Annotated in this window: 23 protein-coding genes and 1 tRNA gene; 10 read left to right on the forward strand and 14 right to left on the reverse strand. The window is 36.7% G+C overall.

The window, feature by feature from the left end:
• Positions 1–22: 22 nt before the first annotated feature.
• Positions 23–1,072, reverse strand: coding sequence for a hypothetical protein (locus tag DZ858_RS07530; protein WP_117158951.1), 1,050 nt, complete (start codon positions 1,070–1,072; stop codon positions 23–25).
• Positions 1,073–1,187: 115 nt separating this feature from the next.
• Here DZ858_RS07530 and proS point away from each other — a divergent pair, with 115 nt between their 5' ends.
• From proS to DZ858_RS07550, 4 genes are all read left to right on the forward strand, one after another.
• Positions 1,188–2,663: a proline--tRNA ligase gene (proS, locus tag DZ858_RS07535; protein ID WP_117158952.1), complete on the forward strand. Its 1,476-nt coding sequence runs from the start codon at positions 1,188–1,190 to the stop codon at positions 2,661–2,663.
• A 79-nt stretch (positions 2,664–2,742) separates the two neighbouring features.
• Positions 2,743–2,814: transfer RNA gene (locus DZ858_RS07540), tRNA-Glu, on the forward strand.
• A 20-nt stretch (positions 2,815–2,834) separates the two neighbouring features.
• Positions 2,835–3,086 carry a 30S ribosomal protein S20 gene (rpsT, locus tag DZ858_RS07545; protein WP_117158953.1) on the forward strand — a complete coding sequence of 84 codons (252 nt, stop codon included), beginning with the start codon at positions 2,835–2,837 and terminating at the stop codon, positions 3,084–3,086.
• Between the two features lie 119 nt (positions 3,087–3,205).
• The gene (locus DZ858_RS07550; protein WP_117158954.1) at positions 3,206–3,577 is read left to right on the forward strand and encodes a hypothetical protein; all 372 of its coding nucleotides are present in this window, start codon (positions 3,206–3,208) and stop codon (positions 3,575–3,577) included.
• 29 nt (positions 3,578–3,606) lie between these two features.
• Here DZ858_RS07550 and coaD read toward each other — a convergent pair whose 3' ends face one another.
• Together coaD and DZ858_RS07560 are read right to left on the reverse strand one after the other, a co-directional pair.
• Positions 3,607–4,056, reverse strand: coding sequence for a pantetheine-phosphate adenylyltransferase (gene coaD, locus DZ858_RS07555; RefSeq protein ID WP_117158955.1), 450 nt, complete (start codon positions 4,054–4,056; stop codon positions 3,607–3,609).
• 70 nt (positions 4,057–4,126) lie between these two features.
• Complete coding sequence (locus DZ858_RS07560; RefSeq protein WP_117158956.1) at positions 4,127–5,104, reverse strand: D-alanine--D-alanine ligase; 978 nt, start codon at positions 5,102–5,104, stop codon at positions 4,127–4,129.
• A gap of 97 nt (positions 5,105–5,201) precedes the next feature.
• Here DZ858_RS07560 and DZ858_RS07565 point away from each other — a divergent pair, with 97 nt between their 5' ends.
• Entirely contained in the window at positions 5,202–5,822 is a 621-nt protein-coding gene (locus tag DZ858_RS07565; protein ID WP_117158957.1) for a PASTA domain-containing protein, read from the forward strand.
• Positions 5,812–6,855, forward strand: a complete 1,044-nt coding sequence (locus tag DZ858_RS07570; protein ID WP_117158958.1) for an RluA family pseudouridine synthase — start codon at positions 5,812–5,814, stop codon at positions 6,853–6,855. The genes DZ858_RS07565 and DZ858_RS07570 overlap by 11 nt, the downstream gene beginning before the upstream one ends.
• 73 nt (positions 6,856–6,928) lie before the next feature.
• On the opposite strand, the gene DZ858_RS07575 is transcribed toward DZ858_RS07570, so the two are convergent.
• Positions 6,929–8,689, reverse strand: a complete 1,761-nt coding sequence (locus DZ858_RS07575; protein WP_117158959.1) for a T9SS type A sorting domain-containing protein — start codon at positions 8,687–8,689, stop codon at positions 6,929–6,931.
• 194 nt (positions 8,690–8,883) lie between these two features.
• Between DZ858_RS07575 and yaaA the strand changes: the two genes are divergently transcribed.
• From yaaA to DZ858_RS07590, 3 genes are all read left to right on the forward strand, one after another.
• Positions 8,884–9,645: a peroxide stress protein YaaA gene (gene yaaA / locus DZ858_RS07580; protein WP_117158960.1), complete on the forward strand. Its 762-nt coding sequence runs from the start codon at positions 8,884–8,886 to the stop codon at positions 9,643–9,645.
• On the forward strand, positions 9,645–10,310 hold the full coding sequence (locus tag DZ858_RS07585; protein ID WP_117158961.1) for a uracil-DNA glycosylase family protein: 666 nt from the start codon (positions 9,645–9,647) through the stop codon (positions 10,308–10,310). Before yaaA ends, DZ858_RS07585 begins: the two co-directional genes overlap by 1 nt.
• 205 nt (positions 10,311–10,515) lie before the next feature.
• Positions 10,516–14,034, forward strand: coding sequence for an HYR domain-containing protein (locus DZ858_RS07590; RefSeq protein WP_117158962.1), 3,519 nt, complete (start codon positions 10,516–10,518; stop codon positions 14,032–14,034).
• Between the two features lie 94 nt (positions 14,035–14,128).
• Here the strand turns inward: DZ858_RS07590 and DZ858_RS07595 are convergent, their stop codons facing one another.
• From DZ858_RS07595 to DZ858_RS07635, 10 genes are all read right to left on the reverse strand, one after another.
• Complete coding sequence (locus DZ858_RS07595) at positions 14,129–14,254, reverse strand: 30S ribosomal protein THX (RefSeq protein WP_117158963.1); 126 nt, start codon at positions 14,252–14,254, stop codon at positions 14,129–14,131.
• On the reverse strand, positions 14,254–14,382 hold the full coding sequence (locus tag DZ858_RS15355) for a hypothetical protein (RefSeq protein ID WP_262511340.1): 129 nt from the start codon (positions 14,380–14,382) through the stop codon (positions 14,254–14,256). The genes DZ858_RS07595 and DZ858_RS15355 overlap by 1 nt, the downstream gene beginning before the upstream one ends.
• A gap of 83 nt (positions 14,383–14,465) precedes the next feature.
• Positions 14,466–15,227 (reverse strand): tryptophan synthase subunit alpha, encoded by a 762-nt coding sequence (gene trpA / locus DZ858_RS07600; protein ID WP_117158964.1) that lies wholly within the window; start codon positions 15,225–15,227, stop codon positions 14,466–14,468.
• On the reverse strand, positions 15,227–16,408 hold the full coding sequence (gene trpB, locus DZ858_RS07605; protein ID WP_117158965.1) for a tryptophan synthase subunit beta: 1,182 nt from the start codon (positions 16,406–16,408) through the stop codon (positions 15,227–15,229). The genes trpA and trpB overlap by 1 nt, the downstream gene beginning before the upstream one ends.
• Positions 16,405–17,046: a phosphoribosylanthranilate isomerase gene (locus tag DZ858_RS07610; RefSeq protein ID WP_239990739.1), complete on the reverse strand. Its 642-nt coding sequence runs from the start codon at positions 17,044–17,046 to the stop codon at positions 16,405–16,407. Before DZ858_RS07610 ends, trpB begins: the two co-directional genes overlap by 4 nt.
• Positions 17,043–17,825, reverse strand: a complete 783-nt coding sequence (gene trpC, locus DZ858_RS07615; protein WP_117158966.1) for an indole-3-glycerol phosphate synthase TrpC — start codon at positions 17,823–17,825, stop codon at positions 17,043–17,045. The genes DZ858_RS07610 and trpC overlap by 4 nt, the downstream gene beginning before the upstream one ends.
• A gap of 3 nt (positions 17,826–17,828) precedes the next feature.
• A complete protein-coding gene (gene trpD / locus DZ858_RS07620; RefSeq protein ID WP_117158967.1) occupies positions 17,829–18,821 on the reverse strand; it encodes an anthranilate phosphoribosyltransferase in 993 nt (330 codons plus the stop codon).
• Between the two features lie 198 nt (positions 18,822–19,019).
• Positions 19,020–20,504: a cysteine--tRNA ligase gene (gene cysS, locus DZ858_RS07625; protein WP_117158968.1), complete on the reverse strand. Its 1,485-nt coding sequence runs from the start codon at positions 20,502–20,504 to the stop codon at positions 19,020–19,022.
• A gap of 65 nt (positions 20,505–20,569) precedes the next feature.
• Positions 20,570–21,247: a GTP cyclohydrolase I FolE gene (gene folE, locus DZ858_RS07630; RefSeq protein ID WP_117158969.1), complete on the reverse strand. Its 678-nt coding sequence runs from the start codon at positions 21,245–21,247 to the stop codon at positions 20,570–20,572.
• A gap of 178 nt (positions 21,248–21,425) precedes the next feature.
• Complete coding sequence (locus DZ858_RS07635) at positions 21,426–21,821, reverse strand: DUF1573 domain-containing protein (RefSeq protein WP_117158970.1); 396 nt, start codon at positions 21,819–21,821, stop codon at positions 21,426–21,428.
• A gap of 128 nt (positions 21,822–21,949) precedes the next feature.
• On the opposite strand from DZ858_RS07635, the gene DZ858_RS07640 reads away from it, so the two are divergent.
• Positions 21,950–24,580 carry a valine--tRNA ligase gene (locus DZ858_RS07640; protein WP_117158971.1) on the forward strand — a complete coding sequence of 877 codons (2,631 nt, stop codon included), beginning with the start codon at positions 21,950–21,952 and terminating at the stop codon, positions 24,578–24,580.
• Positions 24,581–24,611: the final 31 nt, after the last annotated feature.

Raw genomic sequence — 24,611 nt, forward strand, 5'->3', positions numbered from 1 at the left:
TTTCTTCTTTTGTTTGGGAAAATTATCCGCGTCCGCCGCCTCGTCTACTGCTGCCTCCACCGCTGCTTCTTCCTGAAGAACCAGAAGATCTGCCAGAACTTCTAATGCTACCGGAGTTACTTGAACTGCGTGAAGGAGGTGAATAAGACCTTGTTCTTCTTGAAGTATTATTGCTTCTCACCGAACGGGTGTTAGAGCTTCTTCTAACGTTATTAGAGCTTCTATTCACACTACTTCTATTTTGTCTAACCGAATTGCTTGATCTACGGTTAATAGTACTGTTTCTTACAGATCTTGAATTGCTACTTCGAGCTTGAACTCTTCTATTGCTTTCAGATCTAGAATAAGAACGTCTGTTAGTATTAGTATTAGACGATCTACCTCGTGTTTCAGTATTACTTCGGCTGTAGTCGGTATTTCTACGTCCTCGATTGTACGAAACGCCATTGTAATATCCGTTTCCGTAGTAGCCTCCGTGGCCATAGTAATTGTTGTAAAAACCATAGCTGCCATAATAAGGGTTACCCCAACCAAAACCACCAAAACCATAGTAGCCTCCATAATATGGATTACCCCAGCCACCAAAACCTATACCCCAAAAAGGTCGGTAATAGCTGTAATATGGATTGCCCCAATAGCTATTATATCCCCAATAAGGACTTCCATAATAACCATATCCAAAACCACTATTGTAAATATTTACAGAAACATTCTCGGCATTACTGCCCCAAGGTCCATAACCATCATTATAATTTCTTTCTTCAATTATTATATAGCCTTCATCATCCATATATTCTGTAGTAGTGTAGGCTTCAATATCTGTAAACACCATATCTTCATCTTCAGGAATTTCCCCAAGTTCGTTGGCTTTGGTGTTGAAGTATTGTTGGTAATAATTAGCTTTGTCTGAACTACCTTCCTCGTAAACAACATCTTCTTCTCCAGAATTATAAATGCCATCAGCATCAGAATACCCAGAGTTATAGGTTCCACAGGAGGTGAGCAGAAGGGTCGCTAACCCCAAAAATAAATAGGGGATAAATTGTTTTTGTATGTTGTATCGTGATTGCATAACTGCTTTTATTTTAATTGTTGGACTTCTTAAAAATAACTAGTTTTGTCGAGATAAACGAGAACTACTAATCATTTAACACTATAGGCACAAGTTTTGTGCCAAACTACGGGATATGGCAAAGAACTTAACTACAAGAAGCGAGGATTACTCAAAATGGTACAATGAGTTGGTTATCAAGGCTGACCTTGCTGAAAACTCAGGTGTTAGAGGTTGTATGGTGATAAAGCCATATGGTTTTGGTATCTGGGAAAAAATGCAAGCAGAACTGGATCGAATGTTTAAAGAAACAGGTCATGAAAACGCTTATTTTCCACTTTTTATTCCGAAATCTTATTTTAGCAAAGAAGCGAGCCATGTAGATGGATTTGCTAAAGAATGTGCTGTGGTTACTCATTACAGATTAAAAAATGATGAAGAGGGGAATGGTATTGTGGTCGACCCCGAAGCTAAATTGGAAGAAGAATTGATAGTTCGTCCTACTTCTGAAACCATTATTTGGGATACCTATAGAAAATGGGTGCAATCGTATCGTGATTTGCCTTTATTGATAAATCAATGGGCTAATGTGGTGCGTTGGGAAATGCGTACACGATTATTTTTGCGTACATCTGAATTTCTATGGCAAGAAGGGCACACGGCACATGCAACCGAAAAAGAGGCCATTGCCGAAGCAGAACAAATGATGAACATCTATGCAGACTTTGCTGAAAATTATATGGCTGTTCCTGTGGTTAAAGGACTAAAAACCGAAAGCGAACGATTTGCGGGTGCTTTAGAAACGTATTGTATTGAAGCTTTAATGCAAGACGGAAAGGCGTTACAAGCTGGTACCTCACACTTTTTAGGGCAGAATTTTGCCAAAGCATTTGATGTTAAGTTTGCTTCAAAAGAAGGAAAGCAAGAATATGTTTGGGCGACCTCTTGGGGCGTGTCTACCCGATTAGTAGGTGCATTGATTATGACGCATAGTGATGATAACGGGTTGGTATTGCCTCCTAAATTAGCACCAAATCAAGTGGTTATTGTTCCTATTTACAGAAACGAGGAACAGTTTGATGCGGTTAGTGAAGTAGCAAAAGATTTGCAGACTAAATTACGAGCTGCAGGCATTCGTGTGAAATTTGATGATAGAGACACTCATAAACCCGGTTGGAAATTTAATGAATATGAATTAAAAGGAGTTCCGGTACGTATCGCTATTGGACCTAAAGATATTGAAAAAGGCACAGTAGAGTTAGCTAGGCGTGATACGTTAACAAAGGAGTTTGTAAACCAAGATGAGGTGGTTGATACAGTATCTGGCTTAATGACTGAAATACAAGAGAATCTATATACTAAAGCTGTGGATTACAGAACAGAGCATACAACCGAGGTAGATAGTTATGAAGAATTTAAAAAAGTACTGAAATCGAAAGGCGGATTTATATCTGCACATTGGGATGGGACTACAGAAACGGAAGATCGAATAAAAAACGATACAAAAGCAACAATTAGATGCATTCCCTTGGCTGGAGAAAAAGAAGCGGGAAGCTGCATGGTTACTGGAAAACCATCAAGCCAGCGTGTGCTGTTTGCAAAGGCGTATTAATTTTTTTCAAAAAAAATTGAAATCTGTTTGCAGAATTGAAAATGTGTTGTATTTTTGCATCCGCAATTGAAAAACAATTGGCCCGTTCGTCTAGGGGTTAGGACGCCAGGTTTTCATCCTGGTAACAGGGGTTCGATTCCCCTACGGGCTACAAATTAAAGAAAGAGAATTATGGCGAATCACAAGTCAGCTTTAAAGAGAATTAGAAACAGCGAAACAAAGCGTTTACGCAACCGTTACCAGTTTAAAACTACGCGTAACGCAATTAAGAAGCTGAAAGATGCTACTAATAAGAAAGAGGCTGAAAAGCTTTTTCCTGAAGTAACGTCTATGATAGATAAATTAGCGAAAAACAACGTTATTCACGATAACAAAGCAGCTAATTTAAAGTCTCAGATTTCAAGACATATCGCAGCGCTATAAGCTACGCTTTCTAAGAAAAATTGTAAAAGCCCTTTCAGGAAACTGAAAGGGCTTTTTTGTTTTGTTTATATTTACGGTGGTAGTAATTAAAACTCACTTTTATAATTGCATATAGTAATATGAAATACAGCATTCCAGATAAAAGAGAACTAATCAAACCTGAAATTGAATTTCTAACTTATCTTTTTAAAAAAGCAAAACCCGAATGGAATAATACAATCAGAAATCTGAAGGTAATTGCGAGATGTGGATGCGGAAATTGTCCCAGTATATTGTTTGAAAAAAGATTGGATTCGAAAATGCAAAAAGGGAATTTAATAATAGATAGCGTTGGAAAAGGTAAAAATGATGAATTAATAGGAGTATCTGTTTTTGGAAATAACCAAATGCCCACTGAATTGGAATTTTATTCTATAGACGGAAAATCTGAAATTATAGAAATGCCAAAAATTAAAACTCTGAAATTCATAATGCAAAAATCTAGTACGTAACCTCGAAACAATTCTTACGCTCCTTACTTTTAAACCTCAAAAGGCATCAAACTACTATAATCCCCGCCATTTCGAGCGATATCACGTACAATAGAAGAGGAAACGTGCGATACGGCTGGAGAAGCTACTAAAAACACACTTTCAACATCCATCACTTCGGCATTGGCTTGGGCGATGGTCTGCTCGTAGGTAAAGTCGGCGGTGTTGCGAACACCCCGAAGAATATACTGTGCGTTTTCAGCTTTACAAAAATCTGCTGTGAGTCCTTTATACGTTTTTACAGTTACGGCATCATACTTTTTAAAAGCATCTTCAATAAACTGCTTTCGATCCTCAAGGGGGAACATATATTTTTTTTCAGCATTAACACCAATAGCGATGATTATTTCGTCAAACAAAGGCAACGCACGTTTTATAATATCAACATGACCTATTGTAATAGGATCAAAAGAACCAGGAAAAAGCGCACGTCTTTTCATTATAAAGCTGTTTTATGTTAATTATTTTTCTTCTAAAATATATTTTCTAATAGCGAAGCGGTCTCACATCTTAGTCTAAAACATCATCTACCAAAATACTAAAAAATTCTGTAAGTGTCATTCCAGATTCGCGTACTTGTTGCGGTACAATACTTTCTGGTGATAAACCGGGATTGGTGTTGGTTTCAATAAAGTATGGGGTGCCTTTTTGTATAATAAAGTCACTTCGGCTAATGCCGGTCATATTTAAAACTTCGTATATTTTCTTAGCTTCAGCTTGTATTTTCTGTGTTTCTTCTTCAGAAATACGTGCCGGCGTTATTTCTTCCGAAGCACCTAAATATTTAGCTTCATAATCAAAAAACTCATTTTGCGAAACAATTTCAGTAGTTGGCAAAGCAACAATCTTTCCGTTATTTTTATACACACCTACTTGTACTTCGGTGCCTATTAAAGCGGTTTCAATTAACACCTCGTTATCTTCTTCGTAGGCTTTTTCAATAGCAGGAAGCAGTTCGTCCATTTCTTTTACTTTACTAACCCCAAAGCTAGAGCCAGCTCTATTTGGTTTTACAAAGCAAGGAAGGCCTACTTTTTTTATAATTTCCTCTTTATCTATGTTGCTACCTTTATTTACGTAATAGGAATTGGCGCAATTAATTCCGAAGCCTTTTAATACGGATAAACAATCTCGTTTATTAAAGCTCAATGCAGCTTGGTAATATCCAGCACTGGTTTGAGGAACGCCTACTAGTCGTAAATATGCTTGAAGTTGCCCGTCTTCTCCAGGTGTACCGTGAATACAATTAAAAACAGCGTCGGGTTTTATAGTTGTTCCGTCTTTATCAAAACTGAAATCTTCCTTATGTACTGGATGCTTTGTTCCATCTTCTGAAACATAAAACCAACCTTCTTTTAGAATATGAATAGGATATGCGTGATATTTGTCTTTATCTAAAAAATCGCAAACCATCGCTCCACTTTGTAGTGAAATTTCAAATTCGCTTGAATAACCGCCCATTGCGACGGCGATATGTTTTTTTGCCATACCAAAAGTTTAAAAATAACGTTTAACAAAAATATGACTAATCCATAGAAAGATACTAACTTTGGGTTTGTTATTTTTGCCCATCAATATATAATGTATGACATTTTTCAGATTCCTCTTCACCAAAGCTTTTTTAAAACAATTGTTATTGGCCGTTTTGGCTTTAGTAGTCTTAAGTTTCCTTGTAATGTGGTGGCTTAAGGGGACTACTAACCACGGTCAAAAAATTGAAGTTCCTAGCTTGAGCAAGCTCTCTTTAGACCTTGTTGAAGACAAATTGAATGAAATGGATTTGCGTTACGAAATACTAGATTCTGCCAATTATAATCCAGATTTTCCTAAATACTCGGTAATTGAACAAATTCCGAAGGCTGGAAAATTTGTAAAAGAAGATCGAAAAATTTATTTGTATTTAAATCCTTCGGGCTATCGAAAGATTCAGGTTCCAAATGTTATAGGAAGAACACGCCGTCAAGCAGAACCTACTTTATTGGCAATGGGTTTTGAAATTGGTAAAATAAGTTACCGTCCCGATATAAGCGACCAAGTAAAAGAGCTTCGTTATAAGGGTGAAAGATTAGAGCCGGGTACCGAAATACAAAAAACAGCAGTCATCGATCTAATTGTTGGTGATGAGTCATTAAACCGAGTGCAGGAAGCAAATGATGCTGTTGAAGAAGAAACACAACCTACCGAAACAGAAAACAATGACCAATAATACTGAAGCGAATACAGAAGATTCCGGAAATGACGATTTGTATGAGCATTATCGCTATGTAGCCGATAAGGGTCAACAACCGCTTAGGGTTGACAAATACCTGATGAACAGGATTGAAAATGCTACTCGTAATAAAATTCAGAAAGCTGCGAAAGACGGAAACATTCACGTAAATGATGCTGCAGTAAAACAAAACTATAAGGTAAAGCCAGACGATGTGGTTACGGTTCTTTTTGAACATCCACCGTATGAAAACTTATTGGTTCCGGAAGATATCCCGATTGATATTGTATATGAAGATGATGATGTTTTAGTGGTTAATAAAGAGCCAGGAATGGTTGTCCATCCAGGTCATGGTAATTACAGTGGGACGTTAATCAATGCGCTTACCTTTCATTTTGATAACCTTCCAAATAACAGTAGTAATCGCCCAGGTTTAGTACACCGAATTGACAAAGATACGAGCGGGCTTCTTGTAGTTGCTAAGACGGAAGAGGCCATGACGCATTTATCCAAACAGTTCTTCAATAAAACAACCGAGCGTGAATACGTGGCTTTAGTTTGGGGGAATGTAGAGGAAGAGTCGGGAACTGTTGAAGGGAATATTGGACGTCACCCAAAAAACAGATTGCAAAACACCGTTTTTGAAGATGATGACGATGAAGAAAGAGGAAAACCTGCGGTTACTCATTTTAAAGTTTTAGAACGCTTAGGGTATGTAACCTTACTCTCTTGTAGGTTAGAAACCGGTAGAACACACCAAATTCGTGTACATTTAAAGCATATTGGTCATACATTATTTAATGACGAACGCTATGGAGGCGATAAAATTTTAAAAGGAACTACTTTTACAAAATACAAACAGTTTGTAGATAATTGTTTTAAAGCATTGCCAAGACAAGCGTTGCATGCCAGAACATTAGGTTTTGTGCATCCCACCACAGGAGAAATGAAACGTTTTGAATCTCAAATACCAGATGATATGGAAGCGTGTTTAGAGAAATGGCGAAACTATTCGAAGCACGCTATTTAATTGGTTAAATAGAATAATAAAAAATCCGAAGCAACTTGCTTCGGATTTTTTATTGGTTGTAAAAGATTGTTTATTACTTTTTCACCCATTTAGCTGTGAACGTTTTATTTCCGTTAGAAATATTCACTAAATATAACCCGCTACTTAAGTCTTTAAAATTATACTGAATAGCTTCGTTTTTTGAAATGCTTCTTTCTTCAGAAAAAACCTGCTTTCCATCAATAGTATAAAGTGAGATGGTAGCATTTTCAAGCGCTATCGATAAGTTTAAATTTAAAATACCATTTGAAGGGTTTGGGGTAAGGTTGATAGAGGTACTAGAAAACTCTTCAACTCCTGCGATAATTTCAGGAACTACCAATCCATCTCTGGAGTTGCTGCCTTTATATCCATTGCGTCTAATTTTATTTTCATCATACGGTACATTTAAATTATAAGTGGTTACATATGATGAATCAATTCCTTGACCAAAAGTCTGTGTATACGAATTTGCAGTAAGATCCATCATGCCATCATCGTCTACATCGCCAATAACAGCTCCATTTAAAAAGGTAAAACCACGTGGTCGTAAAGGGAATCCATCAATTTCACCACTACCATCTATAGAATATGCGTGAATATAACCATCACCTTCAGCATCGGTAAGGGTGCTTGGAAAAATAACTTCTAAAACACCATCATTGTTGATATCGGCAATACTCAAAACTCCTTCAGTACCTCCGTATTTTGAAATAGGAAAGTTATCGATATTTTCACCATCTGGTGTAAGTCCATAAACTACATCAAGAGGAGTACCGTCGTTACTAGTGTTTCTGTCAGACATAAAAATTTCAAACGTTTCATCTCCATCTATATCAAGAACTGTTGCTGGAGAGTATGTCCATCCTCCTAGTGCAATAGGCCATCCTGGGTAATAAGTTGCGTCGTGGTTTAAAACATAAAATCCAGCTGCATTACCGTGGTTACTGCCTATAATTTCTAAGTCATCATCACCGTCTAAATCTGCTAGAATAGGAGATTGGTAGGAGTATGAAATATTTGGGTCTGCTAATGGAAAATTCGGGAAAAGCTGTCCTTGATTGTCATAAATACGCATCCCAGTTGAAGAGGTGGCAATAACAACATCGTTATTTCCGTCGTTATCCACATCGCCAATGGAAGGAGTAAAAGCAGGAGTAGCATCTACTTGTACTGGCCAATTGCTATTAATTGGTGTCCCATCCATATTTATGGCATGAACATAGCCTTCAGCACTTCCAGCACGTTCACCGGTTATAATGTCTAACGTTCCGTTACCATCTAAATCTGCTACGGCTGGAGCGTTTATCATCCAGTGATCATCAAAATTTAATGGCCAACCTGGTAAGTCTTCTCCATTATTATCTTTTAAATAAACACGACCTACGGTGGTAGGATAACCCGTGTTAACAATTATTTCATGATTTCCATCATCATCAAGGTCTACAACAGTCGGTGGTAATAAAATAGGGCCTAAAACTGTTTTCTCCCAAAGAATGGTTCCATCACCTTCTAAGGCATATAGCGTGGTGTCAATCCCGTACAGGATTTCATCAACCCCATCATTGTCAATATCTGCTAACGTTGTCCCTCGCGAATTTTTTATGGTAGGATTGGCTTCTCTACCAAACTTAAACAAGACATCGGCTTGTTGTTTGTTTTGTGTTGCATTATAATTTTTTGGAAGTTGTACGTCTTCAACTTCAATTGTTCCATTTTCAGTTAATTTAGCTTTTTTTCCTATTTCAGTTTGTGCTGTAATAGCGGTTACACCGATAAAAGTGGCTAAACAACTGAGGAGTACATGTTTTTTCATTATTTTATGTTTAAAGTTATTTCCTAAAAGTATTTATAAGAATCTCTTCCAAAAGTTAATAATTTCTTAATTATATATTAATGTGTTAAAAATATTTCTTTATAGGTAATAATAATAGGCTTATTAAAAATATAAAACTGTTGAAATATGATTAAAGACTTATTTAATTTATTTTTGAGTTAAAACAAATAGTTATGAAAATTGTAGTATCGCCAGCTAAAACATTAGATTATAAAAGTGACTTGCCCACAAAAAAAACTACACAGCCAGAGTTTATTGAAGAAGCTGAAATATTGAATAATAAGCTAGCGCGTAAAACTAAAAAAGAAGTGGCGAAACTTATGAGTATAAGCGATAAGTTAGCTGATTTAAATTACCAACGGTACAAAGAGTTTTCCATTCCTTTTACAAAAAAGAATGCTCGCCCAGCAGTATATGCCTTTGCAGGTGATGTTTATAATGGTTTAGATGCTTACACCATTCCTGAGAAAAAGCTAGATAGCCTACAGAATACCTTGCGTATCCTATCAGGTATGTATGGAATTTTAAAACCATTAGATTTAATGCAGCCTTATAGACTTGAAATGGGAACAAACCTAAAAATACAAAACCATAAAAATTTATATGAATTTTGGGGAAACACATTAACCGAATCTTTAAATAAAGAAATGAAAGATGGTGAGTTATTTATAAACCTAGCCAGTAACGAATATTTTAAGGTTATTAATACAAAAGAATTAAAAGCCCCTGTAATCTCACCAATTTTTAAAGATTTTAAAAATGGAAAATTAAAAATAATTGCTTTCTATGCTAAAAAGGCAAGAGGAAGTATGGTGCGATATATTATTGATAAGAATATAAAAACATTAAAAGGAATTAAAGGGTTCGATTATGATGGATATTCATATAGTGAAGAATATACTGAAAACGAAAACGAACCCGTATTTATTCGCTAATGTTTAAGCATACACATCCATATCCTCCTTTTATACCCGAAAATGCGACTAAATTAATAGTGGGAACGTTACCGCCTCCTCGCTTTACTACTAAGGAGTATAAACCTGGTGATGTTAATTTTTGTTACGGAAGTAGGGATGGTCAATTGTGGCCTATTTTAAATCAACTGTTCAACTTAAATCTTTCTTTTGAAACTACCGACGAAGCGATAAAAGAACGTAAGGATTTTCTTCGAAAAGAAAAGATAGGTATTTGCGATATGGTTTCCATGGCCTATCGTGACAAAGTGGATGCTTCAGACATAGGCATGCAAAAAGTAGTATTACGAGATTTAATAAAAATCCTTCAAGAAAACCCAACAGTACATACCTTATTATTCACTGGCGGAAACAGTAAAAACGGTCCAGAATATTTTTTCAGAAAAAAGTTGAAAGAATACAATTTGAAATTAAAAATTGTTAAAAATACCGTTCCTCGAATACATGAATTTCTTCTTCCCAAAGCGTCAAGAATAATAAAAACGGTTTCACTTACTGCTCCTTCAGGAGCAGCAAACCGTGCGGTTGGCAGTCTCCAAGAATATAAAAAAATGAAAGCTGAAAATCCATCAATAACTACAATTGATTTTAGGATTTGGCAATATGCTCCACATTTTAAAAAGTAACGATACTTTTATAAGAATTTTAATTTTTTTTCAAAAATTTTAAAATTCTATTTCGATTTAAATAAAGTTACTTGCTTATAAGTCAGAATTTTACATCTTTTGTGCCAATGTCCTGTGTTGATGTGGTTTCTTTATTCTTTTTATTAACATAATTTTTAAGTATATTAACGCCATATTAACTGTTAAATTAAATTTTATACAACTTATGAAAAAAATTACTTTACTAATGGCGTTTATGGTCACGTGCTTTACGTGGCAAACCAATGCCCAAACGTACAACGGGGATGGGAACCCTCAGCCAATTGACCCTCCTGTTAATGTTAGCTCTGTAGCTAATGTTTCATTGACTGGAAATATAGGTGTCAATCCTTTAGATTACACTGTTGACAATGTTATGTTAGATATAACACATAGCTATGATGGAGATGTAGAATTGAGACTAGTATCTCCAGCAGGAACTAGTTTAGACTTATCTATCGCAAATGGTGGTTCTGGTGAAAATTATACCAATACTGTATTTGAAGATGGTGGTGCCGATATTACTGCAGCTTCTGCTCCTTTTACTGGTGTTTATGAGCCAGAAGGAGGAACATTTGCAGCTACTTTTGATGGAGAACCTATTAATGGAAACTGGACATTAGAAGTTTTTGATAACTTCGGAGGATTGGATAGCGGAACTTTAAACTCCTATTCAATCACTTTTTCTCAAATAACTATTGGCGATCCACCGGTTATTGCATGTCCATCTGATATTATGGCCGATACAGACCCAGGAGAATGTGGTGCTATTGTTAATTTTGCAGATGCAATTGCTACTGATACCGAAGATGGTATAATTGGTACAACTCAAACCCTAGGGCCACTTACAGGAGAACAATTTCCTACAGGTGATACTATTGTAGAATTTACTGCAGAAGATAGTGACGGTAATGTTGTTACTTGTCAGTTTACTGTAACGGTAACCGATATGGAAGCTCCAGAAGCTTTATGTCAAAACCTGACATTAGAATTAATGGGTGGTAGTTCTGTTTCTATTGCACCATCAGATATAGATAATGGTTCTTCAGATAACTGTGGAATTGTTGATTATTCATTAGATCAAGATACTTTTACTTGTGCAGATATAGGTGAGAACACCGTTACCTTAACAGTTACAGATGAAGAAGGTAATTCTTCAACATGTACTGCTACTGTAACTATTGAAGATAATACAGCACCAGAAATCACTTGTATAGGTGAACCTGGGATTTTTAATATATTGGAAGAATTTGAAGGAGCCTCTATACCAGCTGGCTGGACAACTGTTATTGAAGCAGGTGTTCAAGACTGGACCTTTGGTTCTGGCGTTATGCCTCTTGGAGATCCTTTTCCAACCAATGCAGCTATTTTTGATGACGATGCAGCAGGTAATGGTGAAGTGAACTTAGCAAGATTAGTTTCTCCTGCTTATGATATTTCAGCAGCTGTTTCAGCTGACGTTTCTTTTGATTATGCTATCCAAGACTTTGTTGGAAGCGGTACTTTCCTTGTAGAAGCATGGGACGGATCTGCTTGGCAAGAAGTTTTATTTATAGATGAACAAGATGTTAACCCAACTAATTCAGGGGCTATTGATATGATGCCATTTGCCAACCCAGACTTCCAAGTACGTTTTACGTATGATGACGAAGGTGCTTGGGCTTGGGGAGCTGGAGTGGATAACTTTGCTCTAAATTATGAGTTGGCTACTTCTCCACCATTAGATGTTGTTTTAGATGCAAGCGGAAATGCAACGATTCCTGCATCCGATCTTATACAAACAGTTGACGAGGCTTGTGGTTATGTTGTAACCGTAGGTGGACCAGCTACCGGTGGTGGGTCAACTACTGAAACACTTGAAACTACTTTTGTAGGTGGAAATGGTCTTGATGGAAATATGTTTGATATTGTAGCCATTAATGAAGTTACTGTTAATTCGTTTGACGTAAACCTTGATACTGGAATTACCGATGATGTAGAGGTATATTACAAATCAGGGACATGGGTAGGTTTTGAAGAAGATGCTGCTGCGTGGACATTGATTGGTACTGCTAATGTTACATCAGCTGGTGATGGTCTTCCAACACCATTAAACCTAAGTTTAGGACAAACAATTGCTGCCGGTGATACTGGTGCATTTTATGTAACTACAACTTCAGGAGGAATGAACTACACAAACGGAACAGCAAACGGTACCGTATTTGCTTCTGACGATAATATTGAGTTTTTAGAAGGTTCAGGTAAATCGTACCCTTTTGGTGTTTCTACATTTGACGCTCGTGTTTTCAACGGAAATATTATTTATGATGTAGGACCACAAATAGATAGTGATGTTAGTTTTGACTGCTCTATGTTAGGAGAAAATGAAGTTGAAGTATTTGTTACTGACGATAGTGGAAACTTCTCTTCTTGTACAGCAACAGTTAATATTATAGATGAAACTGCACCAATTATTACTTGTGCAGGAAACCCAGGACCTATATCAGTTCTAGAGGAATTTGAAGATGCTTCTGTTCCTTCTGGATGGAGTACTGTTATTGAAGCAGGTGTTGCAGACTGGACATTTGGTTCGGGCGATATGCCAATTGGTGATGATTTCCCAAGTAACGCAGCTATTTTTGATGACGATGAAGCTGGAAATGGAGAAACCAACTTAGTTAGATTATTATCTCCTATTTATAATACTAGTGGAGCTAGTACCGCTTCTCTTTCTTTCGATTATGCTTTTCAAGAAGTAGCTAGTGGAGAGACACTTTCAGTAGAGGTTTGGGATGGATCAGCTTGGCAAGAAATCTTGCTTGTAGATGTAGATACAGACCTAACAAATACTGGAGCAATCGATATGTTGCCTTATTTAAATAATGATTTCCAAGTTCGCTTTTCTTACGATGATGCAGGTGCTTGGGGCTGGGGTGCCGGAATCGATAACGTTCAGATAGATTATGAAGTAACTGACATAACGGCTATCGACATACCACTTGGACCTGACGGGACAGCAACAATCGATCCTAACAGCTTGATTCAAGGTGTGGATGAAGCTTGTGGAATTGCCACTGTAGCTTCTGATATCACTGAAGTGAGTTGTGCCGATATTGGTACGCCTATGACAATTACAATTTTTGCAAGTGATGCAAGTGGAAACATAGCCTCTTGTACTGCTGAAATTAACGTAGTTGATACTTTGGCACCAGAAGTTACTTGCCCAGAAGATCAAAGTGTTGATCCAGGAGAAGGAAACTTATTCTATGAAGTACCGGATTATTTTGCTAGCGGAGAAGGTTCTGCTTTAGATAACTGTACAGACCCTGTAACAATTACATCTCAAGATCCAGCTCCAGGAGAGTTGTTATCCGATGGTGTTTATACTGTTACTTTAACTGCTGAAGATGAGTATGGAAATGTTGGTACGTGTACTTTCGAGTTAACTGTTGAAAGTATTTTAGGTGTAGATGATAACTCATTGAGCAATTCAATATCTATGTATCCTAATCCAGCGGACAGTCAAGTTACTATTTCAAATAAATCTGATGTAGCATTACAAAATGCTGTGATTTACGATATCAATGGTAAGTTGATTAACCAATACGACCTTAGCAATATGCAAGGAAACCAGGTAATTGATGTTTCGGCATTGGCTACCGGAGTTTATGTAGTACAGATTACTGGTGAAACATCAAGCGTTTCAAAACGATTGATTATAAAGTAATCCTATTATAATAACCAACCAAAGCAAAACCCCTTCACAAATTTGTGAGGGGGTTTTCATTTATACAATATTTTAAAAGAGGATATTTTCTAAACTATTTATTTTTAGTTCCTTTTACAGTTTTTGGTTTTATTTTAAACTTCCCTCGTTTAGGGCGAAGTTTTCCATAACTTCCAATATTAATTTTGCCTCTTTTTGTTTTCTTGTCTCCTTTACCCATTATTTTTTGTTTTGTTGATCTTTAATGGTTTTCTCATCAATATCTACCTTGTTAGTTTTTTGATTCGTATTCCCGGTAGGATTGGTAGGGTTCTTTTGTTCTTCTTTACGTTCAAACTTCTTAGCCATAATGTTATAATTTTAAATTCATTAGAAAGCTAAAAATTATGAATCACAATTAGTATTAATATCCTACTAAAGTATGGTTAAAATTATCGTAACCGCTTAATAAAGGGTGAAATACCTGTCAAGCCATCCTTGGTTAGTGCTTTAATAAAAGCACTGCCTATAATAGCTCCCTTGGCTTTCTGTGTAGCTTGTGAAAAGGTTTCAGCGTTATTAATACCAAAACCAACTATTTGTGGATTCTTCAGTTGTAATCCATCAATTCTATTAAAATATGAGATTTGCTCTTCAGCAAATCCAGATGTAGCACCCGTAGTACTAGCACTGCTTACCATATAAATAAAACCATTTGAAGCCGCATCAATTTCTCTAATTCGTTCTTCGGAAGTTTGTGGAGTGATTAAAAATATATTGGCAAGATTATACTTTTCGAAGAGTTCTCGGTAGTGTAGATTATATTCAGCCAAAGGTAAGTCTGGTAAAATGAGACCATCAATACCTATTTCAGCACATTTCTTGCAAAACGCTTCTACACCATATTGTAAAACAGGATTAAAGTAGCCCATAATAATTAACGGAATAGAAATATGATGACGAATGCCTTCTAATTGTTTAAATAAAATGTCAGTGGTCATTCCATTTTTTAGGGCTTCCGTAGAGCTTGCTTGTATGGTTGGTCCATCGGCTAAGGGATCGCTAAACGGTAAACCTATTTCAACCATATCCACTCCATTTTCTTCCAGCGATTTTAAAACTGGAATGGTATCCTCTAAATTGGGATATCCGGCTGTAAAATAAATGGATAATAGCTTTTTATCTTGCTGTAATGCTGTTTGTATTCGTTTCATTATAAATTGAAATAATCGATGTATGTATTTAAATCTTTGTCACCACGACCGCTGAGGTTAATAACGATAATATCGTCTTTTTTAAATTGTCTATTTTTAAAAATGGCCAATGCGTGACTGGTTTCAATAGCAGGAATAATGCCTTCGAGTTTACTTAGTTCTAAACCTGCTTCCATGGCTTCGGCATCGGTAATGGAAATAAACTCTCCGCGTCCGCTAGCGCATAAGTGTGCGTGCATCGGGCCTACCCCCGGATAATCTAATCCTGCTGAAATAGAGTAGGGTTCGGTAATTTGTCCGTCGTCTGTTTGCATTAACAAAGTCTTGCTTCCGTGGATAATACCTGCTTTTCCTAAAGCTGAAGTAGCTGCGCTTTCTCCACTTTGAATGCCTTTACCGGCAGCTTCAACGGCAATAATACCCACATCTGGGTTATCGAGATAGTGATAATAAGCACCGGCAGCATTGCTTCCGCCACCTACACAGGCAACAACATAGTCTGGGTTTTCTCTGCCTTCTTTTTCTTGTAATTGTGTTTTAATTTCTTCTGAAATCACACTTTGAAACCGTGCCACCATATCAGGATACGGATGTGGGCCTACCACACTACCAATTATATAATGCGTATCGGTAGGATTGTTAATCCAATCCCGAATCGCTTCGTTGGTTGCATCTTTTAGTGTTTTACTTCCGCTCGTTGCGGGAATTACCGTAGCGCCAAGCATTTTCATTCGTGCTACATTCGGCGCTTGTCGCTCCATATCAATAGCACCCATATAGACAATACATTCAATGCCCATAAGCGCACAGACTGTTGCCGTTGCTACGCCGTGTTGTCCAGCTCCAGTTTCGGCAATAATGCGGTTTTTTCCTAAACGCTTAGCCATTAATATCTGCCCAATGGTATTGTTTACTTTATGCGCTCCCGTATGGCAAAGGTCTTCCCGTTTTAGGTAAACATTGGTGTTATACTTTTCAGAAAAACGTTTGGCATAATACAACGGGGTAGGACGCCCAACATATTCTTTAAGCAGTTGTTTAAATTCTTTTTGAAAACTGTCTTCCTGCATCACATCAAGGTATTGTTGACGTAATTCTTCTACATTTGGATACAGCATTTCGGGGATGTAAGCTCCGCCAAACTCACCGTAATAGCCTTTTTCATTTACGTGATAACTCATAAGTGTGATTGTATTGTGTTCAGTTTATCTATAAACTGTTGTAATTCTTGTGTATTCTTTAATCCAGGTTTTTCTTCAAATTTGCTGTTTACATCAATAGCAAATATGGGTAGTTTGGTTTTTAATATTTCTGAAAGTTGCTTTATTTCATCTAAACCAATTCCGCCACTGAGTACAAAAGGTATTTCTGAAGGATACTCTTTTAAAATATTCCAGTTAAAAGCGTAGCCATTACCGCCTTTTTCTTTTCCCTTTGTGTCAAAAAGAAAGGCAGAAACATAGGGCTCATATTCTTTTAATACGGAGAAATCGAAAGTGTCTTTTATACCAAATACTTTCCAAATTTTGCTATTTATTTCTTCTGAAGCAGCTAATTTTTCACAAAATGAAGCTGTTTCATCTCCGTGTAATTGAATAACATCTAACTGAAATTGGGTTGCTTTATTTAAAATTTCAGAAATAGTAGCATTAACAAAAACACCAACTTTTTTTACTTCAGAAGGAAGGGAAGGCATTTCGCCTTCAAAATTTCGTGGCGAGCCCTCATAAAAAATAAAACCCACATAATCCGGTTTTAGAGCAGCCACCTCCATTGGGTTATGCTTCATGCCACAGACTTTTAGTTGAATGTTTTTCATCGTAGCTGGTCTATAAATTGGTTGGCACTTTCTCCGGGGTTGTCAGTTTTCATAAAGGTTTCACCTATTAAAAAGCCCTTGTAACCATATTTTCGTAACGTTTTTATAGTTTCAGGGTTGCTAATGCCACTTTCTGAAATTTTTACAAAGTCTTTCGGTATTTTTTCTGAAAGTGCTTTGCTAATATCGATGGAAACATCAAATGTTTTTAAATTTCGATTGTTTACACCTAACATGTCAACAGTAGTCAACAAGGACCGTTGAAGCTCTTCTTCGTTATGAACTTCCAATAAAACATCTAAATCTAATTGCTTGGCGGTTTTTGAAAATTCCTTCAGCTGATTGTCACTCAATGAAGCAGCGATTAAAAGAATAGCATCAGCACCATACGCTTTCGCTTCATAAATTTGATACGAATCAATGATGAATTCTTTTCGTAACAACGGAATGTCTACACAGTTTCTAGCCAATGCTAAATCGTCTAACGATCCACCAAAATATTTGGTGTCAGTTAAAACTGAAATGCCGCAAACGCCCGCTTTGCTGTAGCCAGTAACAACTTCGGGTAAATTTACTTGGTCGTTGATAACCGATTTACTGGGCGAACGCCTTTTGTGTTCAGCGATAATCCCAGTATTTGAATTTCGCAAAGCAGCAGCCAACGAAATAGGAGTGCGGGAAAACGCTTCCGATTTTTCTAAAAGTGATATGGGAAAAAGCGCTTTCTTAGCGTTGACTTCCTTTATTTTATTCTGAATTATTTTATCTAAAATAGTCATGAGTTAAGCGCTGATTTTTTGAAGTTTTTGCAATACCTGTAAAGCTTTCCCAGATTGTAAGGAATCTTTTGCTTTTTCAATCCCAGTTTCAATACTACATTGATTGGCTACCGAAATAGCCATTCCAGCATTGGCGCAAATTACATTGTTTTGTTGCTGGGTTCCGTTTCCGGAGATAATAGTTTTAAAGATATTTGCTGAAGATTCTACTGTGTCACCACCATGAATATCAGATTGTTTAATGGTCTTAAAACCAAAATCTTCAGGCTGCATAATTTTTTCCGAAGTATTAGAAATTACTTTTACAGCTCCGGTCAATGAAATTTCATCATAGCCATCCATCGCGTGTAAAATAGCATATTTTTTATCGCTTTTTTGATATAAATAACCGTACAAACGAGCTAATTCCAAATTAAAAACGCCCACTAATTGGTTTTTTGGAAAAGCAGGATTTACCATCGGTCCCAACATATTGAAAAAGGTCTTTACGGCTAAATCTCTTCGTATGGGTGCTACATTTTTCATAGCTGGGTGAAAAAGTGGCGCGTGTAAAACACAGATGCCTGCTTCGTCTAAACTTCGTTTTAAAAAGTCAGTATCGCTACTAAATTTTATTCCCAATTGCTCCATTACATTGCTACTTCCGCTAATGGACGAAACGCCATAGTTACCGTGTTTAGTAACCAAAACGCCGGCTCCTGCCGTAACAAATGAGGAAAGTGTGGAAATATTAAAGGTGTCTTTGCTATCGCCTCCGGTTCCGCAAAGATCAATGGTATTGTAACCTTTTAAATCTACTGCAAGGCATAAATCCAATAACGCATCACGGAAACCTTCTAGCTCTTCGAGCGTGACACTTCGCATCATAAATACCGTTAAAAAAGCGGCTATTTGGCTTTGATTAAATTTTCCTTCACTAATAGAAACCAGAACATTACGAGCTTCTTCCTTGGTTAATTGTTCGTGATTTATAAGTCTGTTAAGTACTTGTTTCATTCTATTTTAAGTATAACGTAACTGATAATGACTCTAAAACTCATTAAGAGCATCAAAAATATAGAATGCTCTTTTAAAACAGCTTTAGACTTGTATAAAATACTCCTAAAGTTATTTAAAAGGATGTTTCTTAGAATAGCAAGCCTATGTTTCTAGATAAAGAAACATGCCTACTACAAAATCAGTAAAAAATTATGTTTAATTAAGTGAAAAGGTAGTGCCTTCTTTTCCGTCTTTAAGTTGTATTCCTGCTTTTTGCAATTCATCCCGAATTCGATCACTTGTTGCAAAATCTTTATTGGCACGTGCTTGATCTCTAAGTTCAATAAGCAATTGTATGGTTTCATTTAATTTATTACCATCTTGTTCATTGCTTTCTGCGATATCAACCAATCCTAATACATCGAAAATAAAATCTTGCATAGTCTCTTGTAATAGTTGCAAGTCTTTTTCGGTAATGGTTTCGGTGTCATCTAATAACGCATTGATAAACTTAGCTGCCTCAAACAACTGTGCAATAAGAATAGGACTGTTAAAGTCGTCATTCATGGCATCATAACAAGATTGACGCCATCGTGTTACATCTATACTGCTGCTTTCTGAAGTTTTTACACCGCCAATGGAGCGATAAGCATCCATTAAACGATTGAAGCCTTTTTGAGAAGCCTCTAATGCTTCTTTTGAAAAGTCTAAAATGCTTCGATATTGGGCTTGATACATAAAGAACTTAACCACAGTGGGTGCAAACGGCTTGTTGAAAATATCATTGTTACCCGTAAACATATCCCGTGGAAGAATAAAGTTTCCAGTAGATTTTGACATTTTTTTACCGTTAAGCGTAAGCATATTGGCGTGCATCCAGTAATTCACAGGATTTTGACCATTAGAAGCTTCGGCTTGTGCAATTTCACATTCGTGATGGGGGAATTTTAAGTCCATTCCGCCACCGTGAATATCAAATTGATTACCTAAATATTTTGTGCTCATTACGGTACACTCTAAGTGCCACCCTGGGAAACCATCGCTCCAAGGAGAAGGCCAACGCATAATGTGCTGTGGTTCGGCTTTTTTCCAAAGTGCAAAATCTTGTGGATTTTTCTTATCACTTTGTGCTGCCAATTCACGTGTATTGGCAATCATATCTTCTAAGTTTCGACCACTTAAAATTCCGTAATTATGATTTTCATTATATTTCATCACATCAAAATAAACAGATCCGTTTTTTTCATAGGCATAGCCTTGTTCTATAATGTTTTCTACTATTTGAATTTGCTCGATAATATGTCCCGTTGCAGTAGGTTCAATACTTGGAGGATGGGCATTGAAGGTTTCCATAATAGTATGGAAATCGACTGTATATTTCTGAACCACTTCCATCGGTTCTATTTGCTCGATACGTGCTTTTTTCAAAATAGGATCGTCCCCGCTTTCCCCATCGTTTTCTAGGTGTCCAGCATCGGTTATATTTCGAACGTAGCGAACTTTATATCCAAGGTGTTTTAGATAACGAAAAACAAGGTCGAATGATAAAAACGTACGACAATTCCCTAAATGCACATTGCTATAAACAGTAGGGCCACAAACGTACATACCGATAGTGCCTTCGTTAATAGGTGTAAATTTCTCTTTCTGCTTAGAGATGGAATTGTAGATTGCAAGTTCTTGTTCTTCGTAACGTTTCATAGTTTTCTGTTGGAAGTTAAATGATGGATCATTATTATTATCTTAATGCCTAAGTGTACCGACGGTTAAAATTCAGTATCTAGATTAATATAATCTAAAAAATCGCGTCGCGTTTCAGCGTTTTTAAATTTTCCGCCAAATTCACTAGTAACAGTACTGCTATCTATATCGCGTATTCCTCTGGAGTTAACACATAAATGCTTGGCATCGATAACACAGGCAACATCATCTGTATTTAATACTTTTTGCAATTCTTTTACAACTTGCATAGTAAGTCGCTCTTGTACTTGAGGACGTTTTGCGTAATAATCTACAATACGATTCATTTTTGAAAGACCCACAACGGTCCCGTTTGAAATATATGCGATATGAGCTTTTCCAACTATTGGAAGCAAATGATGTTCGCAAGTAGAGTAGAGGGTAATGTTTTTTTCAACCAACATTTCTCCATACTTATACTTATTGTCAAAGGTAGAGGCCTTAGGTTTTCTGTCTGGATGTAACCCTCCAAAAATTTCTTGAACAAACATCTTGGCAACTCTATTGGGTGTTCCTTTTAGGCTGTCGTCTGTTAAATCAAGCCCGAGTGTATTCATAATATTATGAACATCTTTCTTGATTCGCTCAATTTTTTCGATATCACTAAGTTCGAAAGCATCGGGACGTAAAGGAGTGTCTGTAGAACTCGCCACGTGATCATCGCCCATAGCTTCAATATCTTTTAGCTGTTTTTCTAAATCCATTTTTATTTCAAGGTGTAAAACTAAATATTGGTTGCAAAGATAGGCATTCGGTACATGCTATAAAAAATTGGCTATTGTTATTTTTAATACTACAATCCTTTGTTGTTATGTTAATTAAAAAGCATAAAAAAAAAGCCCTACTATATAGTAGGGCTTTTAAGTACTTATGTAGTGTTAATTACTTTGTTTTTTCTAAAACACTTTTACTATCTGATAAGACAGTCCCCTTTATTTTAAGGGCTTTAACAGGCTCATCGGCATTAGAATAAACTGTTACCGTTTTTCTAATAGGACCTACGCGGTTTGTATCGTATTTTACTTGAATACTGCTAGACTCACCTGGAGCAACAGCGCCATCTGGTTTTTTAGGTACGGTGCAACCGCAACTAGACTTAACATCGGTTACCACTAATGGCTCATCACCAGTGTTGGTAAATTCAAAAACACGAACGCCATCGCTTCCTTTTGCGATTTCGCCGTAGTCTATGGTTTCAGATTTAAATTCAAATTTTGCTTGTGCATTGGCGGCAAATCCAAAAAACGCTACAAATGCAATTAATGCTAATTTTTTCATGATTTCTAAAATTTAGAGTATGCTAAGGTACATATCTTTCCTACAATCTGCAAAATAACTTATTCACTTTTATAATCTTGCAGATATAGCTACTTTTGTAGGCTATAGTTCAAAAATTAGACCAAATTATGGCAGTAGCGGCAAAATATAATGCTCAAGATATTGAAAACAAATGGTATAGCCATTGGATGGAGAATGGATATTTTCATTCCGAAGTAAACGAAAAAGAACCATATGCCATTGTAATACCACCTCCTAACGTAACAGGAGTGTTGCATATGGGGCATATGCTTAACAATACCATTCAAGATGTGTTGATACGGCGTGCTCGCTTAAAAGGCTATAACGCTTGTTGGGTTCCGGGTACGGATCACGCATCTATCGCCACCGAAGCCAAAGTTGTGGCTAAATTAAAGAGCGAAGGGATTGATAAAAATAGCCTGACACGCGAAGATTTTTTAGAACACGCATGGGAATGGACGCACAAACACGGAGGGATCATTTTAGACCAACTAAAAAAATTGGGAGCTTCTTGTGATTGGGAGCGTACTAAGTTTACGATGGATGACGATATGTCAGCGTCTGTAATCAAGGTTTTTGTCGATTTATATAAAAAAGGACACGTATATCGTGGATACCGAATGGTAAACTGGGATCCGCAGGCTAAAACTACTTTATCTGATGAAGAAGTAATTCATATTGAAAAACAAGGAAATTTATATTACTTAAATTATAAAATTGAAGGAAGTGATGAGTCGCTAACCATTGCTACCACACGTCCTGAAACTATATTAGGCGATACTGCTATTTGTATTAACCCAAATGATGAACGTTTTACGCACTTAAAGGGAAAGAAAGCAATTGTGCCTATCTGTAACCGAGTAATACCTATTATTGAAGATGAATATGTAGATCTTGAGTTTGGTACCGGTTGCTTAAAAGTTACCCCTGCGCATGATGAGAATGATAAAATGTTAGGTGATAAGCACAATTTGGATGTAATCGATATTTTAAACGACGATGCTACCCTAAACGAACATGGTCTACATTTTCAAGGAAAAGGCCGTTTTGTGGTTAGAAAAGAAATTGTTGCCGAATTAAAAGAATTAGGTGTTTTAGACAAAGTAGAACAACACACCAATAAAATTGGGACGAGCGAGCGTACTGGAGCTGTTATCGAGCCGAAACTGAGCGATCAATGGTTCTTAAAGATGAAAGAATTAGCACAACCTGCTTTAGATTCTGTACTTGAAAAAGACATTAAATTAGTTCCTGAAAAGTTCATCAATACATATCGCCATTGGATGGAAAACGTCCGCGACTGGAATATTTCGCGTCAGTTATGGTGGGGACACCAGATCCCTGCGTATTATTACGGAAGCGGGAAAGAAGATTTCGTTGTGGCAGAAAGTGTAGAAGAGGCGTTGCATTTAGCTAAAGAAAAATCGGGTAATGCAGCTTTAAAAGCAACCGATTTAATTCAAGATGCCGATGCGTTAGATACTTGGTTCTCGTCTTGGTTATGGCCCATTAGTGTTTTCAACGGAATTCTGGAGCCCGATAATGATGAGATAAACTATTATTATCCTACAAAAGACTTAGTGACCGCCCCCGAAATCTTATTTTTCTGGGTAGCGCGAATGATTATCGCAGGGTATGAGTACCGTGATGAAAAACCGTTTAGCAGTGTTTATTTAACTGGAATTGTACGCGACAAACAACGCCGCAAGATGAGTAAGTCTTTAGGAAATTCACCAGATCCTATCGAGTTGATGAATAAATACGGAGCCGATGGTGTGCGTGTTGGGATGTTATTAAGTTCGCCTGCTGGGAACGATTTAATGTTTGAAGAGGACCTTTGTAAGCAGGGGAGTGGTTTTGTAAATAAAATATGGAATGCCTATCGATTAATTGACGGTTGGGAAATTTCCGAAGAAAAAGCAGAAACCGAAACCGATGCCATTGCCATCAATTGGTATAAAAATAAGTTTGCAAAAACCATCGCTGAAATTGAAGACCATTACAGCAAGTACAGAATTAGTGATGCACTAATGGCTACTTATAAGCTAGTTTGGGATGATTTCTGTTCTTGGTTGTTAGAAATGGTGAAACCAGGGTTTGGAAAGCCAATTTCGGCCACAACGTTTAAAAAAGTAATTGCTGTTTTAGAGGATAACCTTAAAATATTACATCCGTTTGTTCCTTTTATTTCTGAAGAAATCTGGCAAAGTATTACCCCTCGTTCTAAAGAAGAAGCTTTGATAGTTGCTGAATGGCCAACCGATATGGATTTTGATGAAAAACTGATAAAAGATTTCGAATTTGCTTCGGAAGTAATTTCAGGGATTCGTACTATTAGAAAACAAAAGAATATTTCATTTAAAGATACTATCTCGGTTTCTGTGATCAATAACGAAAAAGCAGAAGCTACTTTTGATTCGGTAATAAAGAAACTGGGAAATCTTTCCGAGTTAGAATATGTTTCAGAAAAAATAGAAGGAGCATTAACCTTTAGGGTTAAAAGCAATGAATACTTTGTGCCTATTGAGGGAGCGATTGATGTAGAAGATGAAATAGCTAAATTGAGTGAAGAACTTAAATATACGGAAGGCTTTTTAAAAAGTGTTCAAGGTAAACTTAAAAATGAGCGATTTGTAAACAACGCCCCTGAAAAAGTAGTAGCGATGGAAAAAAATAAGGAAGCAGATGCATTGGCTAAAATAGAAACACTAAAAGCCAGTTTAGCTTCTTTAAAATAGCTGAAAGGCGTTAAATTCTCTTAATTTCCTA

Source organism: Marixanthomonas ophiurae, assembly GCF_003413745.1.
Lineage (GTDB): Bacteria > Bacteroidota > Bacteroidia > Flavobacteriales > Flavobacteriaceae > Marixanthomonas > Marixanthomonas ophiurae.